Raw genomic sequence first — 15,822 nt, 5'->3', positions numbered from 1 at the left:
AGCCCCGACCAGGTTTCCCCGGTCGGGGCTTTCTTTCGTGTCTCAACCACGAGTCGGGGTGGCGGGATTCGAACCCACGACCTCTTCGTCCCGAACGAAGCGCGCTACCAAGCTGCGCCACACCCCGTGGCCGTTCACTCCCCGTCAGGGCAGCTCTGCAACTCTATCGCACCATGGCTTCGGAACGCGAAACGCCCTGTTCGGGTGAGGTCCTGGGCGGACGCTTCGCCGGAACGAGGGTGATCAGGGTTGCCTCGGGACGGCAGCAGAAGCGGTACGGCGCATACGGCGACGTCCCGAGTCCGGCCGAGACGTGCAGTCGGGTGTGGGCACCCCAGCGCGAGGGTCCCTTGACGCGAGAGCGGTCGAGCTCGCAGTTGGTCACCAGTGCGCCGTAGAACGGGAGGCACAGTTGGCCGCCGTGGGTGTGTCCCGCGAGCACCAGGTCGTATCCGTCCGCCGCGAAGCGATCGAGCACGCGCGGTTCGGGAGAGTGGGTGATGCCGATGCTCACGTCGGCGATGGGGTTCGGCGCGCCGGCGATGGTGTCGTAGCGATCACGCTTCAGGTGCGGATCGTCCACCCCGGCCGTCGCGATCCGGACGCCGGACACCTCGAGCTCGCGGCGGACGTGGGTGACGTCCATCCACCCGCGCTCGGTGAAGGCCGCCCGCAGGTCCTGCCACGGCAGCGGGTTCCCGAACACCTTCTTGTGATTCTTCGAGAAGTACTTCAGGGGGTTCTTGGGCACGGGCGCGAAGTAGTCGTTCGAGCCGAACACGAACAGCCCTGGCCGACCGAGGAGCGACCCGAGCGACTGCACCACGGCCGGCACCGACCGCTGGTGGGACAGGTTGTCGCCGGTGTTCACGACGAGATCGGGTTCGAGCCGATCGAGCTCACGCACCCAGTTCTGCTTGAGTTTCTGGTCCGGCATCATGTGCAGGTCGCTGATGTGCAGGACACGCAGCGTCGACGACCCCGGGGCGAGCACCGGCATGGTGGTCTCCCGCAGCGCGAAGGCGTTCCGCTCGATGGCCGTGGCGTAGGTCAACCCCACCGCCGCCGATCCCGCGGCGAGAGCCGCGATCCCTCCGGGAGTGGCGAGAGAACGCGCGGCCGACTGCAGACTCGGAAGCGAGTGCGCCGAGCGACGGGGGAACGCTGATGTACCGGACACCTCATCGACAGTACCGTTTCCGACATGGCCGAGAACTGTGACATGGAAAAGCGCCTGCGGGCGGATCTGACGACATCGATGAAGGCGAAGGACAAGCTCCGGACGGCGACTCTGCGAATGCTGCTGTCGGCGGTACAGACCGAGAAGGTGTCGGGTAAGGAAGCACACGAGCTCACCGACGAGGACGTGCTGCGCGTGCTGGCCAAGGAATCGAAGAAGCGCGGCGAGTCCGCCGAGATCTACACCCAGAACGGGCGCGGTGAACTCGCCGCCACCGAGCGTGCCGAGGCGCAGATCATCGACGAGTACCTGCCGACGCCGCTGACCGACGCCGAACTGGCCGACGTCGCCGACACGGCCATCGCGCAGGTGGCCGAGGAACTCGGTGAGCGCCCGGCGATGCGACAGATGGGACAGGTCATGAAGGCCGCCACGGCGATCGCCGCCGGCAAGGCCGACGGCTCCCGCATCTCGGCCGCGGTCAAGGCTCGGCTGTAGGGCACTCGCCGCCGCACGGCACTGCCGCAGCTAGCGCGGCGGTGCCGTCAGCCCGGGGATCGCCGGCAGGGTGACCCCGGGCGGCAACGCCGGGAGCTGGATCCCCGGCGCGGGTGCCGCCGGTGCCGCCCGGACGGACCCGTCGCTGATGTAGATCGTGACCGTCGATCCCGGAATGGCGGAACCCGAGGGTGACGTGCTGACCACGGTGCCCCGACCCTCCGACGACGCGGTGGTCGCCACCTGCACGCGGAACCCTGCGGCCTGCAACTGCGAGGTCGCGGAGTTCTGCGTCAGGCCCGTGACGTCGGGAACCTGGCCGTTGGCCGATCCGCGCACGTACTTCTGGTCGACGGCCGGGAGTCCGACGTCGCCGAAGTTCGTGGCCACCGGATCCATCGCGTCGTACCAGGTCCGTGCAGGCTCGTTACCGCCGAACAGGTTGCCCGAACCACACGGGCGCAGCGGGAACGAGCAGATCTCGCTGGGAGTCGGGGAATCGCCGTAGGTGTAGGCGGCGGCCGCGTACCGGTTCGTGAATCCGAGGAATCCCGAGGACCGGTGCGATTCCGTGGTGCCGGTCTTGCCGGACATCGGCAACGACCAGCCCACCGAGCTCGCGGCGGACGCCGACGTGCCGCCGGGCTGATCGTCCTTGCTCATCGCGTTGGCCAGTGTGTTCGCCAGTCCCGGCTCCACGACCTGCTCGCACGCCTGCTGCGTGACGGGGATCTGCTTGCCGCTGCGATCGAAGACGCTGTCGATCGGGTTGGGCGGGCACCACTTGCCGCCGGACGCGAGGGTCGCGGCCACGTTGGACAGTTCCAGCGGATTGACGTAGGTCGGTCCGAGCGTGAAGGAGCCGAGGTTCGCCTCCTTCTGGTAGTCGGCGAGGCTCTGGTCGGTGCCCTGGCCGGCTGTGCCGGGCAGCGTGTACGAGCGCAGACCCAGGCGGACGGCCATGTCGACCGTCGGGGTGACGCCGACCGACTCGATCAGCTTCACGAAGGCGGTGTTGGGGGACTGTGCCAGCGCGTCGGTCACCGAGAGTGACTGCGGGTAGTTGCCGGCGTTGGTCACGCAGTACGTCGAGGGAGGGCACCCGCGCGCACCGCCGTCGCCGAGTCCCTTGACCTCGACGCGGTTGGGCACCTGCAGGACCGCGGACGTGCCGAGGCCCTTCTCCATCGCGGCGGCGGTGGTGAAGATCTTGAAGATCGACCCGGCACCGCTGCCCACCAGGGAGTACGGCTGCGGCTGGACGGTCTCGTTGGCGTCGCCGTTCAGGCCGTAGCGCCGTGACGACCCCATCGCGAGGATGCGGTGCGAGTCCTGCCCCGGCGCGATGACGTTCATGACCGTCGCTACACCGTCGAGATCCGGGCTGCTGTTCCCGGACAGGGCGGCGCTCGTGGAGGACTGCACGGCCGGGTCGAGAGTGGTCTTGATCAGGTAACCGCCCTTGTCCACCTGGTCCTTGCTGATGCCGGCGTCGGCCAGGTACTGCAGCGCGTAGTCACAGAAGAAGCCACGATCACCGGCGGCGATGCAGCCGCGCGGCAACTGGTTGGGCTCCGGCAGCACGCCCAGCGGCTCGGCCTTGGCGGCCTCGATCTCCGCCGCGCGGTCCGGGATGTTCTGGATCATCGTGTCGAGAACGGTGTTCCGTCGCGCCATCACGCCGTCGTAGTTGGTGTACGGGTTGAGGGCGGAGCTGGACTGCACCATGCCCGCGAGCATCGCCGCCTGCGTCAGGCTCAGCTGGCTCGCGTCGATGCCGAAGTACGTCTGTGCCGCGTCCTGGATGCCGTAGGACGAGTTACCGAACGGCACCAGGTTGAGGTAGCGCGTGAGGATCTCGTCCTTGGTCAGCTGCTTGTCCAGCGTCAGCGCCATGCGGATCTCGCGGATCTTACGCGCGGGAGTGGTCTCGATGGCGGCGCGGCGTTCGGCGTCCGTCTTGGCGACGACGAGCAGTTGGTAGTTCTTCACGTACTGCTGGTCGAGGGTGGACGCGCCCTGCTCCACCTGTCCGCTGGTGGTGTTGGTCAGGAAGGCGCGCACCGTGCCCTGCCAGTCGACGCCCTCGTGCTCGGCGAACCGGCGGTCCTCGATGGAGACGATGGCGAGCTTCATCTCGTTCGAGATGCGGTCGCTCGGCACCTCGAAGCGTCGTTGCTCGTAGAGCCACGCGATGGGGTTGCCCGCGGAGTCCACCATCGTGGACACGGCGGGCACCGTTCCCTCGACGAGTTCCGCGGAGACGTTGTCCACGGTGTCGGCGGCGCGGTTGGACGCGAATCCGAACCCGCCGGCGAGCGGGAACATGACTCCGGCGAGCAGCGCGCCGGCCAGGGCGGAGCACCCGGCGAGTTTGGCGACAGTCTTGGCGATCGGCACGAACAACAGAGTACGTGGCTCCTCCGGGACACAGCCCGTACCGGACATGTGGACGGCTGACCTGCTCCGATGTGACCGATCGCACGGGCGTACCAGAAAAGTGATCCCCCACCTTGCTTCCCGCGCGGCCTTTCCCCTACATTGATGGACACGATGTGATTCAGATAACAATCACATCAGTTAGTGGGGTGCTCCTCAGTTCGCTGTGCAGCGTGAGCTGCGTCGGCGGGTGGGACGCCCGGAACGCCAGGGAAACGGTGTTCGCCGACGGTAAGGGGTCAACTAATGCACACAGGAACGCCGAATGCAGCGCTCGACATCGGGGAAGCCGAAGCGCGCATCGCATGGGTATCGCAGGCGCGATGCCGGGGAGTGGATCCCGATCAACTGTTCGTCCGCGGCGCCGCACAGCGCAAGGCCGCAACGATCTGCCGTCACTGCCCTGTGCTCATGCAGTGCGGAGCGGACGCCCTCGACAACCGTGTCGAGTTCGGCGTCTGGGGCGGCATGACCGAGCGTCAGCGCCGGGCCCTGATCAAGCAGCACCCCGAGGTGGACTCCTGGGCCGAGTTCTTCGAGACCCAGCGTCACCACCAGTCGGCCGTCTGACCCACGCCGCCGCCGGGCGACCGGCCACGGTTCCTGTGATCTCCCACCGCGATGTCCGATTCGCGGTGGGAGATCTCTCGTCGCACCGCATGAACTCTTCGTGAACGCCCGACGACGCGTCGGGACCCGTCCGGGGCGCGGGGTGTCTGTCACGCCCGCCCGTGTCGATCGACCACACGCGACAGCGCGGACGAATCGGACCTCCATCGAGTCTGTGTGCGTCACAACGGAATCGGTCGTATCGGAAGAAGCGTGACGCACGGTCGCTCGGCTGCCGCGCCCGCGCGGGAAGGCTTTCCACGCTCTGACCTGCGCCGTCGTCGACGCGGACCGTGGGGGCGCCCGCTCGCCTGCCGCCGCGCCGGTCGTGCCCGGCACCGAATCGGACCCGGCGTTCGGTGCCCCGGCCGCGCCCGGTCCGTGTGTCGGCCCGTCCCTCGCGGTTCGCTTTCCGTTGTCTCGCACGTCGATTGACACCGTCTCACCGTGACCGTTGAATCCTGCTCGGCACTCGCCGCTTGACGGATCCGACGATCAGCGCGGATTCGCTCCCACTGCGAAAAGGACTCGACGGGCATGAAGATGAACAAGATCGCGGTTGTCGCCGCGATGACGATCGTGTCGCTGGGCACCGCCTCCGCGACCGCGTACGCCGATCCGGCACCCGCCGCTGCTCCCGAGGTGCACTGGAACGCCGTGGCCGCGGGCACCGGGCTGCTCGTGACCACCGACTCGGGAACCCTGAGCAACGAGAACAACCACCTGGTCATCCGCGACGACTCGGGTGTCGTCGTCGATTCGGTGCCGCTGGCTCTCGCCGTCGACGGACTGGCGCATCCCGTGTCCGCTCAGGTCGAGGGCAACACCGCGACCCTCGCGGTCGACGCCGCTGCGCCCGCCGCGCCGGTCTACGACATTCCGGGCCTGAACCAGGTGGACCTGCCCGCCGCGGTCGCCGGCGTCAAGGACAACCTGTCGCTCACCGCCACGGTCGGTGGATTCCTCGGTGCCGCAACCGGTCTCGTCGGCGGCTGCCTCCTCGGTGCGGCCGCGGCCGGCGTCGTCTCCGCTCCCGTCGCGCTCCTCTTCGGTGCGGGCCCGATCGCCGGATGCATCGGTGGCGCCCTGCTGCTCGGCGCCGGTGGATCGCTCGCCGGTACCGCCATCGGTGGTCTCGGTTCCGCCGTGGCCAATGCGCAGCAGTTCGTCACGCTGCTCGAGGCGCCGCCCGCAGTGAAGAAGTAGTCACACCGATGCGAGTACTTCTGGTCGGTCTCGCCGTCCTCTGCTCGCTCGTTCTCGGCGGCGGGGCTCAGGCCTCCGCCGCCGAGCGCGTGGAGCTGGGCGGGGGTTCCGGGCTGGTCCTGACGCAGGACGGACGAGAGACCCTGTGCAGTCTCACCGTGATCGGTGCGGACACCGCCGGGCGCACCATCGGGCTCACCGCAGGTCACTGCGGGCGGGTCGGCGACACCGTGGCGAGCGAGAGCGATTCCGCCGCAGGAGATGTGGGCTCCGTCGTCGCGGTTCTGCCCGCGTACGACACGGCGATCATCGAGTTCGACGCGGAGCGGGTGGCCCCGGTGGCCTCCGTCGGCAGCGCCACCATCACGGCTGTCGGGGATCCCGCACGGCTGGCCGAGACCGTGTGCAAGCAGGGTCGTACGACCGGTGCGACGTGCGGAGTCTCCTACGGTGACGTCCTGAACTCCCAGCAGGTGTTCGCTCAGGTGTGCGTGAACGCCGGTGACTCCGGTGCGCCGGTGGTGCGGGGAACGTCCGTGGTCGGCATGGTGAACGCCTACCTCGTGGCACCCTGCATCGGCCCCGCCGTCGTCACCGACCTGGTGTCGATCCTGCGTGCGATCGACGAGAGCGGCGGCCCCGGCGCGGGCCTGCGGCTCACCGCCTGAGCGCAGAGGCTCAGGCGGTGCCGGTCAGCTGATCGGCGACGGCACGCAGTGCGTCGAGATCGGACACCTCGAACGGCAGCGAGGGCACCCCCACGACGGGAACACGGGGGTGAGCGGCGGTGAAACGACGCAGCAGTCCGATCTCGCGCTTCGCGGTGACGGCCCGATGCGCGTGCACGCGAAGCACTCCCGCGGCCAGAGCGGCATCGGGGGTGCCTTCGGCGTCCAACTGGTCGGCGGCCGTGACGGCGTGGTCGGACGGCAGCGAACTCAGCGTCGGGTGCGTGCGGTTGAGCACCAGTCCAGCCAACGGCATGCCGTCCTCGGACAGGCGGGTGACGAAGAAGGATGCCTCCCGCAGCGCGTCGGGCTCCGCGGCCGCGACGACGACGAAATGGGTTCCGTCCTGACGCAGCAGGTCGTACGTGTGGCGCGCACGTTCGCGGAAGCCACCGAACATCGAGTCCAGCGACTGCACGAAAGCGGAAGCGTCGGAGAGCATCTGGCTGCCGACGATGGACGAGACGCCGCGCATCGCGAGACCCACGGCGCCGGTGACCACTCGGCCCAGCCCGCGACCCGGGGCCATCAGCAGCTTGATCATGCGACCGTCGAGGAACGACCCCAGACGCTGTGGGGCGTCGAGGAAGTCCAGCGCGTTGCGCGACGGCGGCGTGTCCACGACCACGAGATCCCAGTCACCGCTGGCGGCGAGCTGCCCCAGCTTCTCCATCGCCATGTACTCCTGCGTCCCCGAGAAGGACGACGCCACAGTCTGATAGAAGGAATTGTTCAGGATCTGCCGGGCCTTCTCCGGCGTCGAGTGCTCCATCACCATCTCGTCGAACGTCCGACGCATGTTGAGCATCATCGCGTGCAGTTCGCCGGTGGCGCCGGGCCCGAGGGCGACCGGCTGCGGAGTGTTGTCCAGCTCGCCGACGCCGAGAGCCTGGGCCAGGCGCCGTGCGGGATCGATCGTCAGCACGACTACCCGGCGCCCGTTCTCGGCTGCCCGCAACGCCATCGACGCCGCGGTGGTGGTCTTGCCGACACCGCCGGAGCCGCAGCACACGACGATCCGCGACGACGGATCGGTCAGGATGGACCCGATGTCGAGAGTGGGAACGGTGCTCATCGCACTCCCTGTTCCGTGAGGTGGTGGGCGAGCTCGTACAGTCCGCCGAGGTCCATGCCGTCGGCCAGAGCCGGGAGCGTCAGGCGCGGCACCGCGAGGTCACCGAGACGCTGTTCGCTCTCGCGCTGGGCCGCGAGCCTCGACGCGTGCTCGATGGACTCGGTCAGCAGGCCGGCGAAGTCGTCCTCCGACAGCGTGATTCCGGCATCGGCGAGTTTCTTCTCGATCGCGGCGGCGTCGAGGTTCCCGGAGGCCGCCTCGGCGAGCGCCTCCGCCGGAAGGAACGACTCCTCGGTGCGGTTGACGACCACGGTGCCCAGTCGGAGATCGGCCGCTGCGAGTTCCGCAGCAGCATCGGCGGTCTCCTGCACCGGCAGCGCCTCGAGCAGCGTCACCAGGTGCACCAGTGTCTGCTCGGAGTGGAGCAGCTTCACCACACCCTCGCTCTGCGATCGCACCGGGCCGGTCTTGGCGAGGTCGCGCATCGCCGTCGTCACATCCAGGAAGCTCCCGATCCGCCCCGTCGGCGGCGAGTCGACGACGATCTCGTCGTAGAGCAGCCGACCGTTCTTCTCGGTGCGGACCGCACGCTCCTTCACCTTGCCGGTGAGGAGTACGTCGCGCAGACCGGGGGCGATGGTGGTGGCGAACTCGATGGCTCCCACCCGCCGCATCGCCCGGCCGGCGAAGCCGAGGTTGTAGAACATGTCGAGGTACTCGAGGAACGCGGTCTCGATGTCGATGGCCAGCGCGTACACCTCACCACCGCCGTCGGCGGAGGCCACCTTGGTGTCCACCGGGCTCAGCGGGGGGACGTCGAAGAGCTGGGCGATGCCCTGGCGTCCCTCGACCTCGACCAGTAGAACCTTGCGCCCACCTGCGGCGAGGGCCAGGGCGAGCGCGGCGGCGACGGTGCTCTTGCCCGTCCCACCCTTGCCCGAGACGAAGTGCAGTCGAGCGCGGTCCGCTTCGGGCGGCCATCCTCGCTCCGCCTGGGGGGACGATCCGGTGGGGTGCGACGTCGCACCTGCTGTCTCCGACACGTCCTCGACCTTACTGACCCGGTGCGCTATAGGCTCCTGCCATGAGCGCATCGACGACGTGGGAATACTTCACCGCACCCCTGCTGATCCACAACACCAAGGCCATCCTCGACAACTTCGGTGCCGACGGCTGGGAGCTGGTCACGGTCATGCCCGGCCCCACCGGCGAGAACCTGGTCGCCTACTTCAAGCGCCCGAAGAGCTGACATGGGTGTGACGGAGAAGCTCGCCGAGCTCGGGCTGACCCTTCCGCCCGTCGTGCCGCCGGTCGCGTCCTACGTTCCCGCGGTGCGGTCGGGAGATCACGTCTTCACCTCGGGTCAGCTGCCCATGGTGGACGGCGCGCTGACCGCCACCGGCAAGGTCGGGGCCGAGGTGTCGGCCGCAGACGCGACCGCCGCCGCCCGCGTCTGTGCGTTGAACGCACTGGCCGCGATCGACGCGCTGGTCGGCATCGACTCCGTGGTCCGCATCGTCAAGGTCGTCGGATTCGTCGCGTCGGCACCGGGATTCACCGGTCAGCCCGGCGTGATCAACGGTGCGTCGAACCTGCTCGGGGAGCTGTTCGGCAACGCCGGTATCCACGCTCGGTCGGCTGTCGGAGTCGCCGAGCTGCCTCTGGGCGCAGCCGTCGAGGTGGAGATGATCGTCGAGGTCGCACCCGCCTGACGGGTGCGCGTCACCGACCGCTCGCCACGAGGGTCCGGCACTGCTCGATGACGCGCTGCAGAGCGAGTCCGCGATGTGCCGAGCACTCGTGGCGGGTGCCGGTCCGGACAGACTCCAGGAACTCGTCGAGCAGTACCGCATAACACCGGTCGGGTGGCGTGGTGCGGTCCGACAACTGGACCAGGCCGCCCGGTCCGCTCGCGCCGACCCGCAGCACCGACGGGCGCACCGGCGTCCGCATGGACAGCGTCACCAGGCTCGTCCAGATTCCGGCGGTGCTCCCGTGCTGCAGAGCCAGCGACCACGTGTCGGACGCGTTGTCACGCCTCGCCCACGCCACGGACTCGACCGGTCCGAGCACCTCCATCGCGAGATCGAGAACGTGCGGGCCGACGTCCATGAGGGCGCCGCCCTCCTGCCGCCACGTCGAGCCGGCGTACTCGCCGCCGAGCAGGGCGCCGGACAGCCAGGTCGCCGTCACGGTCGCGACCTCCGTGTCGCGCACGGCGTCGAGGAATGCTCGGGTCTCGGGTGCGAAGCGACGCGTCAGCGTGACCATCGACGAGACCCCGGCCTCGTCGATCGCGGCCACGAGAGTGGCCGCATCCGCCGCAGAACCGGCGATCGGCTTGTCCAACAACACATGTCGACCCGCGGCAGCCGCCCGACGGGCGAGATCGAACTGCACCTCGGGGGGTACCGCGAACGCGACGGCGTCGACGGAGTCGATCAGTGCATCGACGTCGTCGACGTACGGGACCTCGGGAGCCGTCTGTGCCGCGGCGTCGGGACGGCGGGCCCAGATGCCGGCGAACTCGATGTCGGGATGCGCGGTGAGTGCGGGTGCCGCGGCCTGACGAGCCCAGGGTCCGGCACCGATCAGACCGATTCTCATGGTGCGAGCCTAGGTTCTGTCCCGGTCTGCACCGAACCTGCGTCGGCTGGCACAGTGGTCGCATGGCGGAGAAGGATCCCACGGCATCGGAGAAGCACCCCGCGTACGGACGGCTGCGGCGCGTGACGTCGACCGCGTCCGTCCTCCTGGCCGAGAACCCCGGGAAGATGACGCTGGACGGCACGAACACGTGGATTCTGCGAGCCCCGGGGCACGAGCAGTGCATCGTGGTCGATCCGGGCCCGCGCTCCCGGTCGCACGTCGACCGCATCGCGGCGCAGGGACGCGTCGCGCTGATCCTGATCACCCACCGCCATCACGATCACACCGGCGGTATCGCCCGACTGCACCGGTCGACGTCCGCGCCGGTGCGCGCGGTCACGTCCACGTACCTCCGAGGTGACGCCGCGCCGCTGGTGGACGGCGAGGTGATCGCGGCCGCCGGGGTGGAACTCACCGTCGCGGCGACACCGGGCCACACCGCCGATTCCGTCAGCCTGGTCCTCGACGACGCGGTGCTGACCGGGGACACCATCCTCGGTGCCGGATCGACCGTCCTGGACGGGAAGGACGGGGATCTCGGTGACTACCTGGCCTCACTCGACCGACTGGAGCAACTCGGTGAGGGACGCGTCGCGCTGCCCGGCCACGGGCCGGACCAGCCCGACACCGCGGTGCTCGCCCGCGCCTACCGGGCCCATCGCGAACAGAGACTCGACCAGGTGCGGGCAGCGCTCGAAGTCCTCGGACCCGACGCCACCCCTCTGAAGGTGGTGCGTCACGTCTACGCGGACGTCGACAAGAAGCTGTGGCCCGCGGCGCGGATGTCGGTCAAGGCCCAGCTGACGTATCTGCGCGGTTAGCGTGCGCGCCGGGCGAGTCGCTCGGAGTCGGAGATGAGCACGCTCTTGCCCTCGAGGCGGAGCCAGCCGCGGTGCGCGAAGTCGGCGAGCGCCTTGTTCACGGTCTCGCGAGAGGCGCCGACGAGCTGAGCGATCTCCTCCTGCGTGAGGTCGTGGACGACGCGCAGCGAGCCGGCCTCCTGGGTGCCGAAACGCTGTGCGAGCTGCAGCAGTGCCTTGGCGACGCGGCCGGGAACATCGGTGAAGATGAGGTCGGCCAGGCTGTTGTTGGTACGACGCAACCGGCGGGCGAGCACCCGGAGCAGCTGCTCGGCGATCTCGGGGCGCTGATCGATCCAGGCCTTCAGGGCGTCGCGATCCATGCTCACCGCGCGCACCTCGGTGACCGTGGTGGCGGTGGAGGTGCGGGGGCCGGGATCGAAGATCGAGAGCTCACCGAACATGTCGGACGGACCCATGATGGTCAGGAGGTTCTCGCGACCGTCGGGGGAGCGGCGGCCGAGCTTCACCTTGCCGCTGACGATGATGTACAGCCGATCGCCGGGCTCACCCTCGTTGAAGACCACGTGGCCACGCGGGAAATCGACCGGTTGCAGCTGCTTGGTCAGCGCCGACACCGCAGACGGCTCGACCCCCTGGAAGATGCCGGCTCGTGCCAGTACCTCGTCCACGTGTACTCCCTTGCCCTGAAAGATCGGCAGATCTACGAATGTGTCGTCTTCATGTGTCCGGTCGGAGTCTACGTCGCCGGGCGGCCACAGGAGTGATCACAGCCACCCTCGACGCGTCGGCGTCGGACCGGGGGCCGTGTCGGCGGGTGCTCAGCTGGCGCGGCGTGCCCTGTCGTCGAGAAGAGCGACGTCCTCCTCCATGACGTCGCCACCGCGGCGACGTCGGGTGCGGAACCGTGCGAGGGCGTTCGGGAAGCCTTCCGCGGCCAGGGTGGCGACCTCGGCGGAACTGGCGGCGTCCAGGAATTCCTGAACCTCCTGCTCGCGGACTCCTGCGCGGTTCAGCCGCGCCTCGAAGCGCTCCATGGCGAGGGCGAACAGCATCAGCAAGACCGGGAACAGAACCACAGCGAGTGCTTGCATACCGAGGAGTAAACACTGTCGACGTCTCGAAAAGAACACGGCGGGGTCACCGGTGCGGACACGACCGGAGCGTGCTGTCGGGGGCGTTCCGTAGAGTCGTGGCGTGCAGAAATCAGCCGCCGGTCCCTCTCACGTGGGCAAACGAGACGAGTCCGCCCTCGCGCTCACGCGCCGGGCACGCCGGATGAATCGCGACCTCGGCGTGGTCTTTCCGCACGTCTACTGCGAGTTGGACTTCACCACCCCGCTCGAGCTCGCGGTGGCCACCATCCTCTCCGCGCAGTGCACCGACAAGAGGGTCAACGAGACCACGCCGGCACTCTTCGCGAAGTACCGGTCGGCGCGCGACTACGCGGAGGCCGACCGGACGGAGCTCGAGGAGTACATCCGGTCCACCGGCTTCTACCGCAACAAGGCCAACTCCCTCATCGGGCTGGGCCGCGAGCTCCTCGAGCGGTACGACGGTGAGGTTCCCGCCTCGCTGAAGGAGCTGGTGACGCTGCCCGGTATCGGGCGCAAGACGGCCAACGTGGTCCTCGGCAATGCGTTCGACATTCCCGGCATCACCGTCGACACCCACTTCGGCCGACTCGTCCGCCGCTGGGCCTGGACCGAGGAGGAGGATCCGGTCAAGGTCGAGCACGCCATCGGTGCGCTGATCCCGCGCAAGGAGTGGACGATCCTGTCCCACCGCGTGATCTTCCACGGCCGCCGCGTGTGCCATTCGCGGACGCCGGCGTGCGGTGTCTGCCTGCTGGCGAAGGACTGCCCGTCGTACGGGCTGGGGCCGACCGACCCCGTCAAGGCCGCGGCATTGGTGAAGGGGCCGGAGACGGACCACATCCTCGCCCTGGCCGGCATCGAGACGTGAGCAGGTCGTCCGCGGCGAGGTGGAGCCTGGCCGCGCTCGTGGTGGTCGTCGCCCTCATCGTCGCCATCTGGCCGCGCGGGGACGATCCGACGGGACCGGCGAGTTTCGCCGACTACCGCGACACTTTCGGCGCGGCGCCCACCGACGACGCGACGGACACGGAGCTGGCCCCCTTGCGCACCGAGGCCGCGCTCGCCGCGTGCCCCGTGCCGCCGGCCGGCGCCCCGGCGCCCGCCGGCCCACTGGCGGGTCTGCGCACCACCTGCCTGGCCGACGGAGCGCCGGTCGATCTCGGTGCGGCCGTCGCCGGCACACCGACTCTGCTCAACCTGTGGGCCTACTGGTGCGGCCCGTGCGCGGAGGAACTGCCGTATCTGCAGCAGTACGCCGAGCGTGCGGGCGGTGCCGTTACCGTGGTGACGGTGCACGAGGATCCCCGCCAGGGCAACGCCCTGACCCGACTGGCCGACTACGGCGTCCGACTACCCGGCGTGCAGGATCCGTCCGCTGCCGTCGCCGCTGCCGTCGGAGCTCCGGCCGTGTTGCCCGTCAGCGTGCTGCTCGCCGCCGACGGATCCGTCGCCGCGGTTCTCCCGCAGCCGTTCCGCTCCGTCGACGAGATCGCGGACGCCGTGCGCACCCACCTCGGAGTCTCGGCGTGACGGATCACGCGGGCACGCCGCCGTGGCTGTCCCGTCTGGCCGCCGTGCACACCGTGCGCGACGACGCGAGCAACCCGGTGATCGCCCGCCACGCACCGGACGGGGCGACGGGCAGACCGGCCGCGGTGCTGGTGCTCTTCGGCGGGCGGCCCGACGCGGCGGAGTTGCCCACCGACGCCACGGTGCTCCTGACCCAACGCGCGTCCTCGCTGCGGCAACATCGCGGTCAGGTCGCCTTTCCCGGCGGCGCAGCCGATCCCGGCGACGACGGACCCGTCGGCACCGCTCTGCGGGAGGCGCAGGAGGAGACCGGGGTGGACCCGGACGGCGTGGAGCCGCTCACGGTGCTCGACTCCATCTTCGTGCCCCCGTCGGGCTTCGAGGTGACACCGGTGATCGCGTACTGGCGCGTCCCGAGCGAGGTGTCCGTCGTGGACACCGCCGAGACGGAGCGTGTCGTCGCCGTGCCGCTCACCGATCTTCTCGATCCGGTCAACAGATTCGTGGTGCGCCACCCCCTCGGTTATCGGGGCCCGGCGTTCGCAGTGGGAGGAATGCTCGTGTGGGGTTTCACGGCCGGAGTGCTGTCCGGCGTCCTCGAGACGGCGGGCTGGGGTGCCCCCTGGGACACCGAGGACGTCCGGGACCTCGAGACGTCGCTCGCCGCCGTCGGTGAGGAGTTGCACCCGTGACGGGATCGACCTGGCTCGACATCGGTGTGGCACTGGTGGCGTTGCTCGCCGCGTCGTCGGGGTGGCGGCAGGGCGCGGTCGCGTCCGCCTTCGCCTTCTTCGGTGTCGTCCTCGGTGCCGTCGCCGGCATCCTGCTCGCACCGCGCGTCCTCGACCACGTCGAGGAAGGGCGGATGCGCGTGCTCGTCGGCGTCGCCCTCATCGTCGTCATGGTGATCGTCGGCGAGATCGCGGGCATGGTGTTGGGACGAGCGTTGCGCAGCGGGATCCACAGCCCGGCGGCGCGCTCGGTGGACAGCGTCATCGGTGCCGGTCTGCAGGCGGTGGCCGTGCTCGTCGCGGCCTGGTTGCTGGCCGTCCCGCTCACCGCGGCGTCGCAACCGCAGATCGCCGCGGCCGTGCGCGGATCGTCGATCCTCGGCGCCGTGGACGATGTGGCGCCCGAGTGGGTCCGCGAGATCCCCAACGAGTTCTCGGCTCTGCTCGACACGTCGGGTCTCCCCGACGTCATCGGACCCTTCGGCCGCACTCCCGTGGCCGAGGTCGGTCCGCCGGATCCCAGCGTGCTGGCGTCGCCGATCGCGGCGGACCTCCAGGACAGCGTGCTGCGGATCCGCGGTATCGCCGAGAGCTGCCAGAAGGCGCTCGAGGGCTCCGGTTTCGTCATCGGGCCGGGCCGTGTCATCACCAACGCGCACGTCGTCGCCGGCACCTCGTCGGTGGCCGTCGACACCGTGGACGGCCCGCTCGACGCGGAGGTCGTCCTGTTCGATCCCGCCGTCGACATCGCGGTGCTGAACGTGCCGGATCTGACCGCCGACGTCCTGCCGTTCGCGACGGGGCGCGCGGAATCGGGAACCGACGCGGTGGTGCTGGGGTATCCCGGCGGTGGCCCGTACACGGCATCGTCCGCGCGGGTGCGCGAGACACTGAACCTCACCGGGCCGAACATCTACCGCACCGGGACGGTGGACCGGGAGGTCTACACCGTGCGCGGATCGATCCGTCAGGGCAATTCCGGCGGACCGCTGGTGGCCACCGACGGCACGGTTCTCGGCGTCGTCTTCGGCGCCGCCGTCGACAACTCCGATACCGGATTCGTGTTGACCGCAGCAGAAGTCGCCGACGAGGTGGCAACGGGGCTGCAGAACGGGCAACCTGCCGGTACGGGATCCTGCGTCGGGTGAGGATGCATCCGCTGTCACGCCGAGGAGCGCCCGCACCGCGTACCGTGATCACGAAGGTGGCGAGGAGACGACGTACTCCGCGTCCCCGGCTCGACGGGGGGAGCATCGATG

Annotated in this window: 18 protein-coding genes and 1 tRNA gene; 11 read left to right on the top strand and 8 right to left on the bottom strand. The window is 69.4% G+C overall.

All coding sequences use genetic code 11. The annotated features are described in order from the left end of the window. Positions 1-53 precede the first annotated feature (53 nt). Together HQ312_RS14030 and HQ312_RS14025 are read right to left on the bottom strand one after the other, a co-directional pair. Positions 54-127, bottom strand: a tRNA-Pro gene (locus HQ312_RS14030). 36 nt (positions 128-163) lie between these two features. Then, complete coding sequence (locus HQ312_RS14025; protein WP_051613580.1) at positions 164-1,129, bottom strand: metallophosphoesterase; 966 nt, start codon at positions 1,127-1,129, stop codon at positions 164-166. A 75-nt stretch (positions 1,130-1,204) separates the two neighbouring features. On the opposite strand from HQ312_RS14025, the gene HQ312_RS14020 reads away from it, so the two are divergent. Continuing rightward, entirely contained in the window at positions 1,205-1,678 is a 474-nt protein-coding gene (locus HQ312_RS14020) for a GatB/YqeY domain-containing protein (RefSeq protein ID WP_027506679.1), read from the top strand. A 30-nt stretch (positions 1,679-1,708) separates the two neighbouring features. Here the strand turns inward: HQ312_RS14020 and HQ312_RS14015 are convergent, their stop codons facing one another. Next, complete coding sequence (locus HQ312_RS14015; RefSeq protein ID WP_027506680.1) at positions 1,709-4,078, bottom strand: transglycosylase domain-containing protein; 2,370 nt, start codon at positions 4,076-4,078, stop codon at positions 1,709-1,711. Between the two features lie 285 nt (positions 4,079-4,363). On the opposite strand from HQ312_RS14015, the gene HQ312_RS14010 reads away from it, so the two are divergent. From HQ312_RS14010 to HQ312_RS14000, 3 genes are all read left to right on the top strand, one after another. Beyond that, positions 4,364-4,687, top strand: coding sequence for a WhiB family transcriptional regulator (locus tag HQ312_RS14010; protein WP_027506681.1), 324 nt, complete (start codon positions 4,364-4,366; stop codon positions 4,685-4,687). A 576-nt stretch (positions 4,688-5,263) separates the two neighbouring features. Further along, positions 5,264-5,932 (top strand): hypothetical protein, encoded by a 669-nt coding sequence (locus HQ312_RS14005; protein WP_056443346.1) that lies wholly within the window; start codon positions 5,264-5,266, stop codon positions 5,930-5,932. An 8-nt stretch (positions 5,933-5,940) separates the two neighbouring features. Beyond that, positions 5,941-6,600, top strand: a complete 660-nt coding sequence (locus tag HQ312_RS14000) for a S1 family peptidase (protein ID WP_222638947.1) — start codon at positions 5,941-5,943, stop codon at positions 6,598-6,600. Positions 6,601-6,610: 10 nt separating this feature from the next. On the opposite strand, the gene HQ312_RS13995 is transcribed toward HQ312_RS14000, so the two are convergent. Both HQ312_RS13995 and HQ312_RS13990 read right to left on the bottom strand, forming a co-directional pair. Beyond that, the gene (locus tag HQ312_RS13995) at positions 6,611-7,735 is read right to left on the bottom strand and encodes an ArsA family ATPase (protein WP_027506684.1); all 1,125 of its coding nucleotides are present in this window, start codon (positions 7,733-7,735) and stop codon (positions 6,611-6,613) included. Continuing rightward, the gene (locus HQ312_RS13990) at positions 7,732-8,778 is read right to left on the bottom strand and encodes an ArsA-related P-loop ATPase (RefSeq protein WP_307109624.1); all 1,047 of its coding nucleotides are present in this window, start codon (positions 8,776-8,778) and stop codon (positions 7,732-7,734) included. The genes HQ312_RS13995 and HQ312_RS13990 overlap by 4 nt, the downstream gene beginning before the upstream one ends. A 41-nt stretch (positions 8,779-8,819) precedes the next feature. Here HQ312_RS13990 and HQ312_RS13985 point away from each other — a divergent pair, with 41 nt between their 5' ends. Next, the gene (locus HQ312_RS13985) at positions 8,820-8,984 is read left to right on the top strand and encodes a hypothetical protein (protein ID WP_197027831.1); all 165 of its coding nucleotides are present in this window, start codon (positions 8,820-8,822) and stop codon (positions 8,982-8,984) included. Position 8,985: 1 nt separating this feature from the next. After that, positions 8,986-9,447, top strand: coding sequence for a RidA family protein (locus tag HQ312_RS13980; RefSeq protein WP_222638946.1), 462 nt, complete (start codon positions 8,986-8,988; stop codon positions 9,445-9,447). Between the two features lie 10 nt (positions 9,448-9,457). Here HQ312_RS13980 and HQ312_RS13975 read toward each other — a convergent pair whose 3' ends face one another. Next, complete coding sequence (locus tag HQ312_RS13975) at positions 9,458-10,342, bottom strand: Gfo/Idh/MocA family protein (protein WP_222638945.1); 885 nt, start codon at positions 10,340-10,342, stop codon at positions 9,458-9,460. Positions 10,343-10,404: 62 nt separating this feature from the next. Here HQ312_RS13975 and HQ312_RS13970 point away from each other — a divergent pair, with 62 nt between their 5' ends. Continuing rightward, positions 10,405-11,205 carry an MBL fold metallo-hydrolase gene (locus HQ312_RS13970; protein ID WP_222638944.1) on the top strand — a complete coding sequence of 267 codons (801 nt, stop codon included), beginning with the start codon at positions 10,405-10,407 and terminating at the stop codon, positions 11,203-11,205. Here HQ312_RS13970 and HQ312_RS13965 read toward each other — a convergent pair. Together HQ312_RS13965 and HQ312_RS13960 are read right to left on the bottom strand one after the other, a co-directional pair. Further along, positions 11,202-11,876 carry a Crp/Fnr family transcriptional regulator gene (locus HQ312_RS13965; RefSeq protein ID WP_027506688.1) on the bottom strand — a complete coding sequence of 225 codons (675 nt, stop codon included), beginning with the start codon at positions 11,874-11,876 and terminating at the stop codon, positions 11,202-11,204. The genes HQ312_RS13970 and HQ312_RS13965 overlap by 4 nt on opposite strands. 150 nt (positions 11,877-12,026) lie before the next feature. Next, positions 12,027-12,299, bottom strand: a complete 273-nt coding sequence (locus HQ312_RS13960; protein ID WP_027506689.1) for a hypothetical protein — start codon at positions 12,297-12,299, stop codon at positions 12,027-12,029. A gap of 184 nt (positions 12,300-12,483) precedes the next feature. On the opposite strand from HQ312_RS13960, the gene nth reads away from it, so the two are divergent. From nth to HQ312_RS13940, 4 genes are read left to right on the top strand one after another with little or no spacing between them, the layout of a single operon-like run. After that, entirely contained in the window at positions 12,484-13,170 is a 687-nt protein-coding gene (gene nth, locus HQ312_RS13955; RefSeq protein WP_081821412.1) for an endonuclease III, read from the top strand. Beyond that, on the top strand, positions 13,167-13,832 hold the full coding sequence (locus HQ312_RS13950; RefSeq protein ID WP_222638943.1) for a TlpA disulfide reductase family protein: 666 nt from the start codon (positions 13,167-13,169) through the stop codon (positions 13,830-13,832). The genes nth and HQ312_RS13950 overlap by 4 nt, the downstream gene beginning before the upstream one ends. Then, on the top strand, positions 13,829-14,524 hold the full coding sequence (locus tag HQ312_RS13945) for a CoA pyrophosphatase (protein WP_222638942.1): 696 nt from the start codon (positions 13,829-13,831) through the stop codon (positions 14,522-14,524). Before HQ312_RS13950 ends, HQ312_RS13945 begins: the two co-directional genes overlap by 4 nt. Further along, positions 14,521-15,711, top strand: a complete 1,191-nt coding sequence (locus HQ312_RS13940) for a MarP family serine protease (protein ID WP_027506693.1) — start codon at positions 14,521-14,523, stop codon at positions 15,709-15,711. Before HQ312_RS13945 ends, HQ312_RS13940 begins: the two co-directional genes overlap by 4 nt. The last annotated feature ends 111 nt before the right edge of the window (positions 15,712-15,822 follow it).

The sequence above is a fragment of the Rhodococcus sp. BP-316 genome (assembly GCF_019836105.1).
In the GTDB taxonomy this organism is placed as follows: Bacteria; Actinomycetota; Actinomycetes; order Mycobacteriales; family Mycobacteriaceae; genus Rhodococcoides.
The sequence above is the reverse complement of the archived record's forward strand: the minus strand, read 5'-3'. Positions and strand labels throughout refer to the sequence as shown.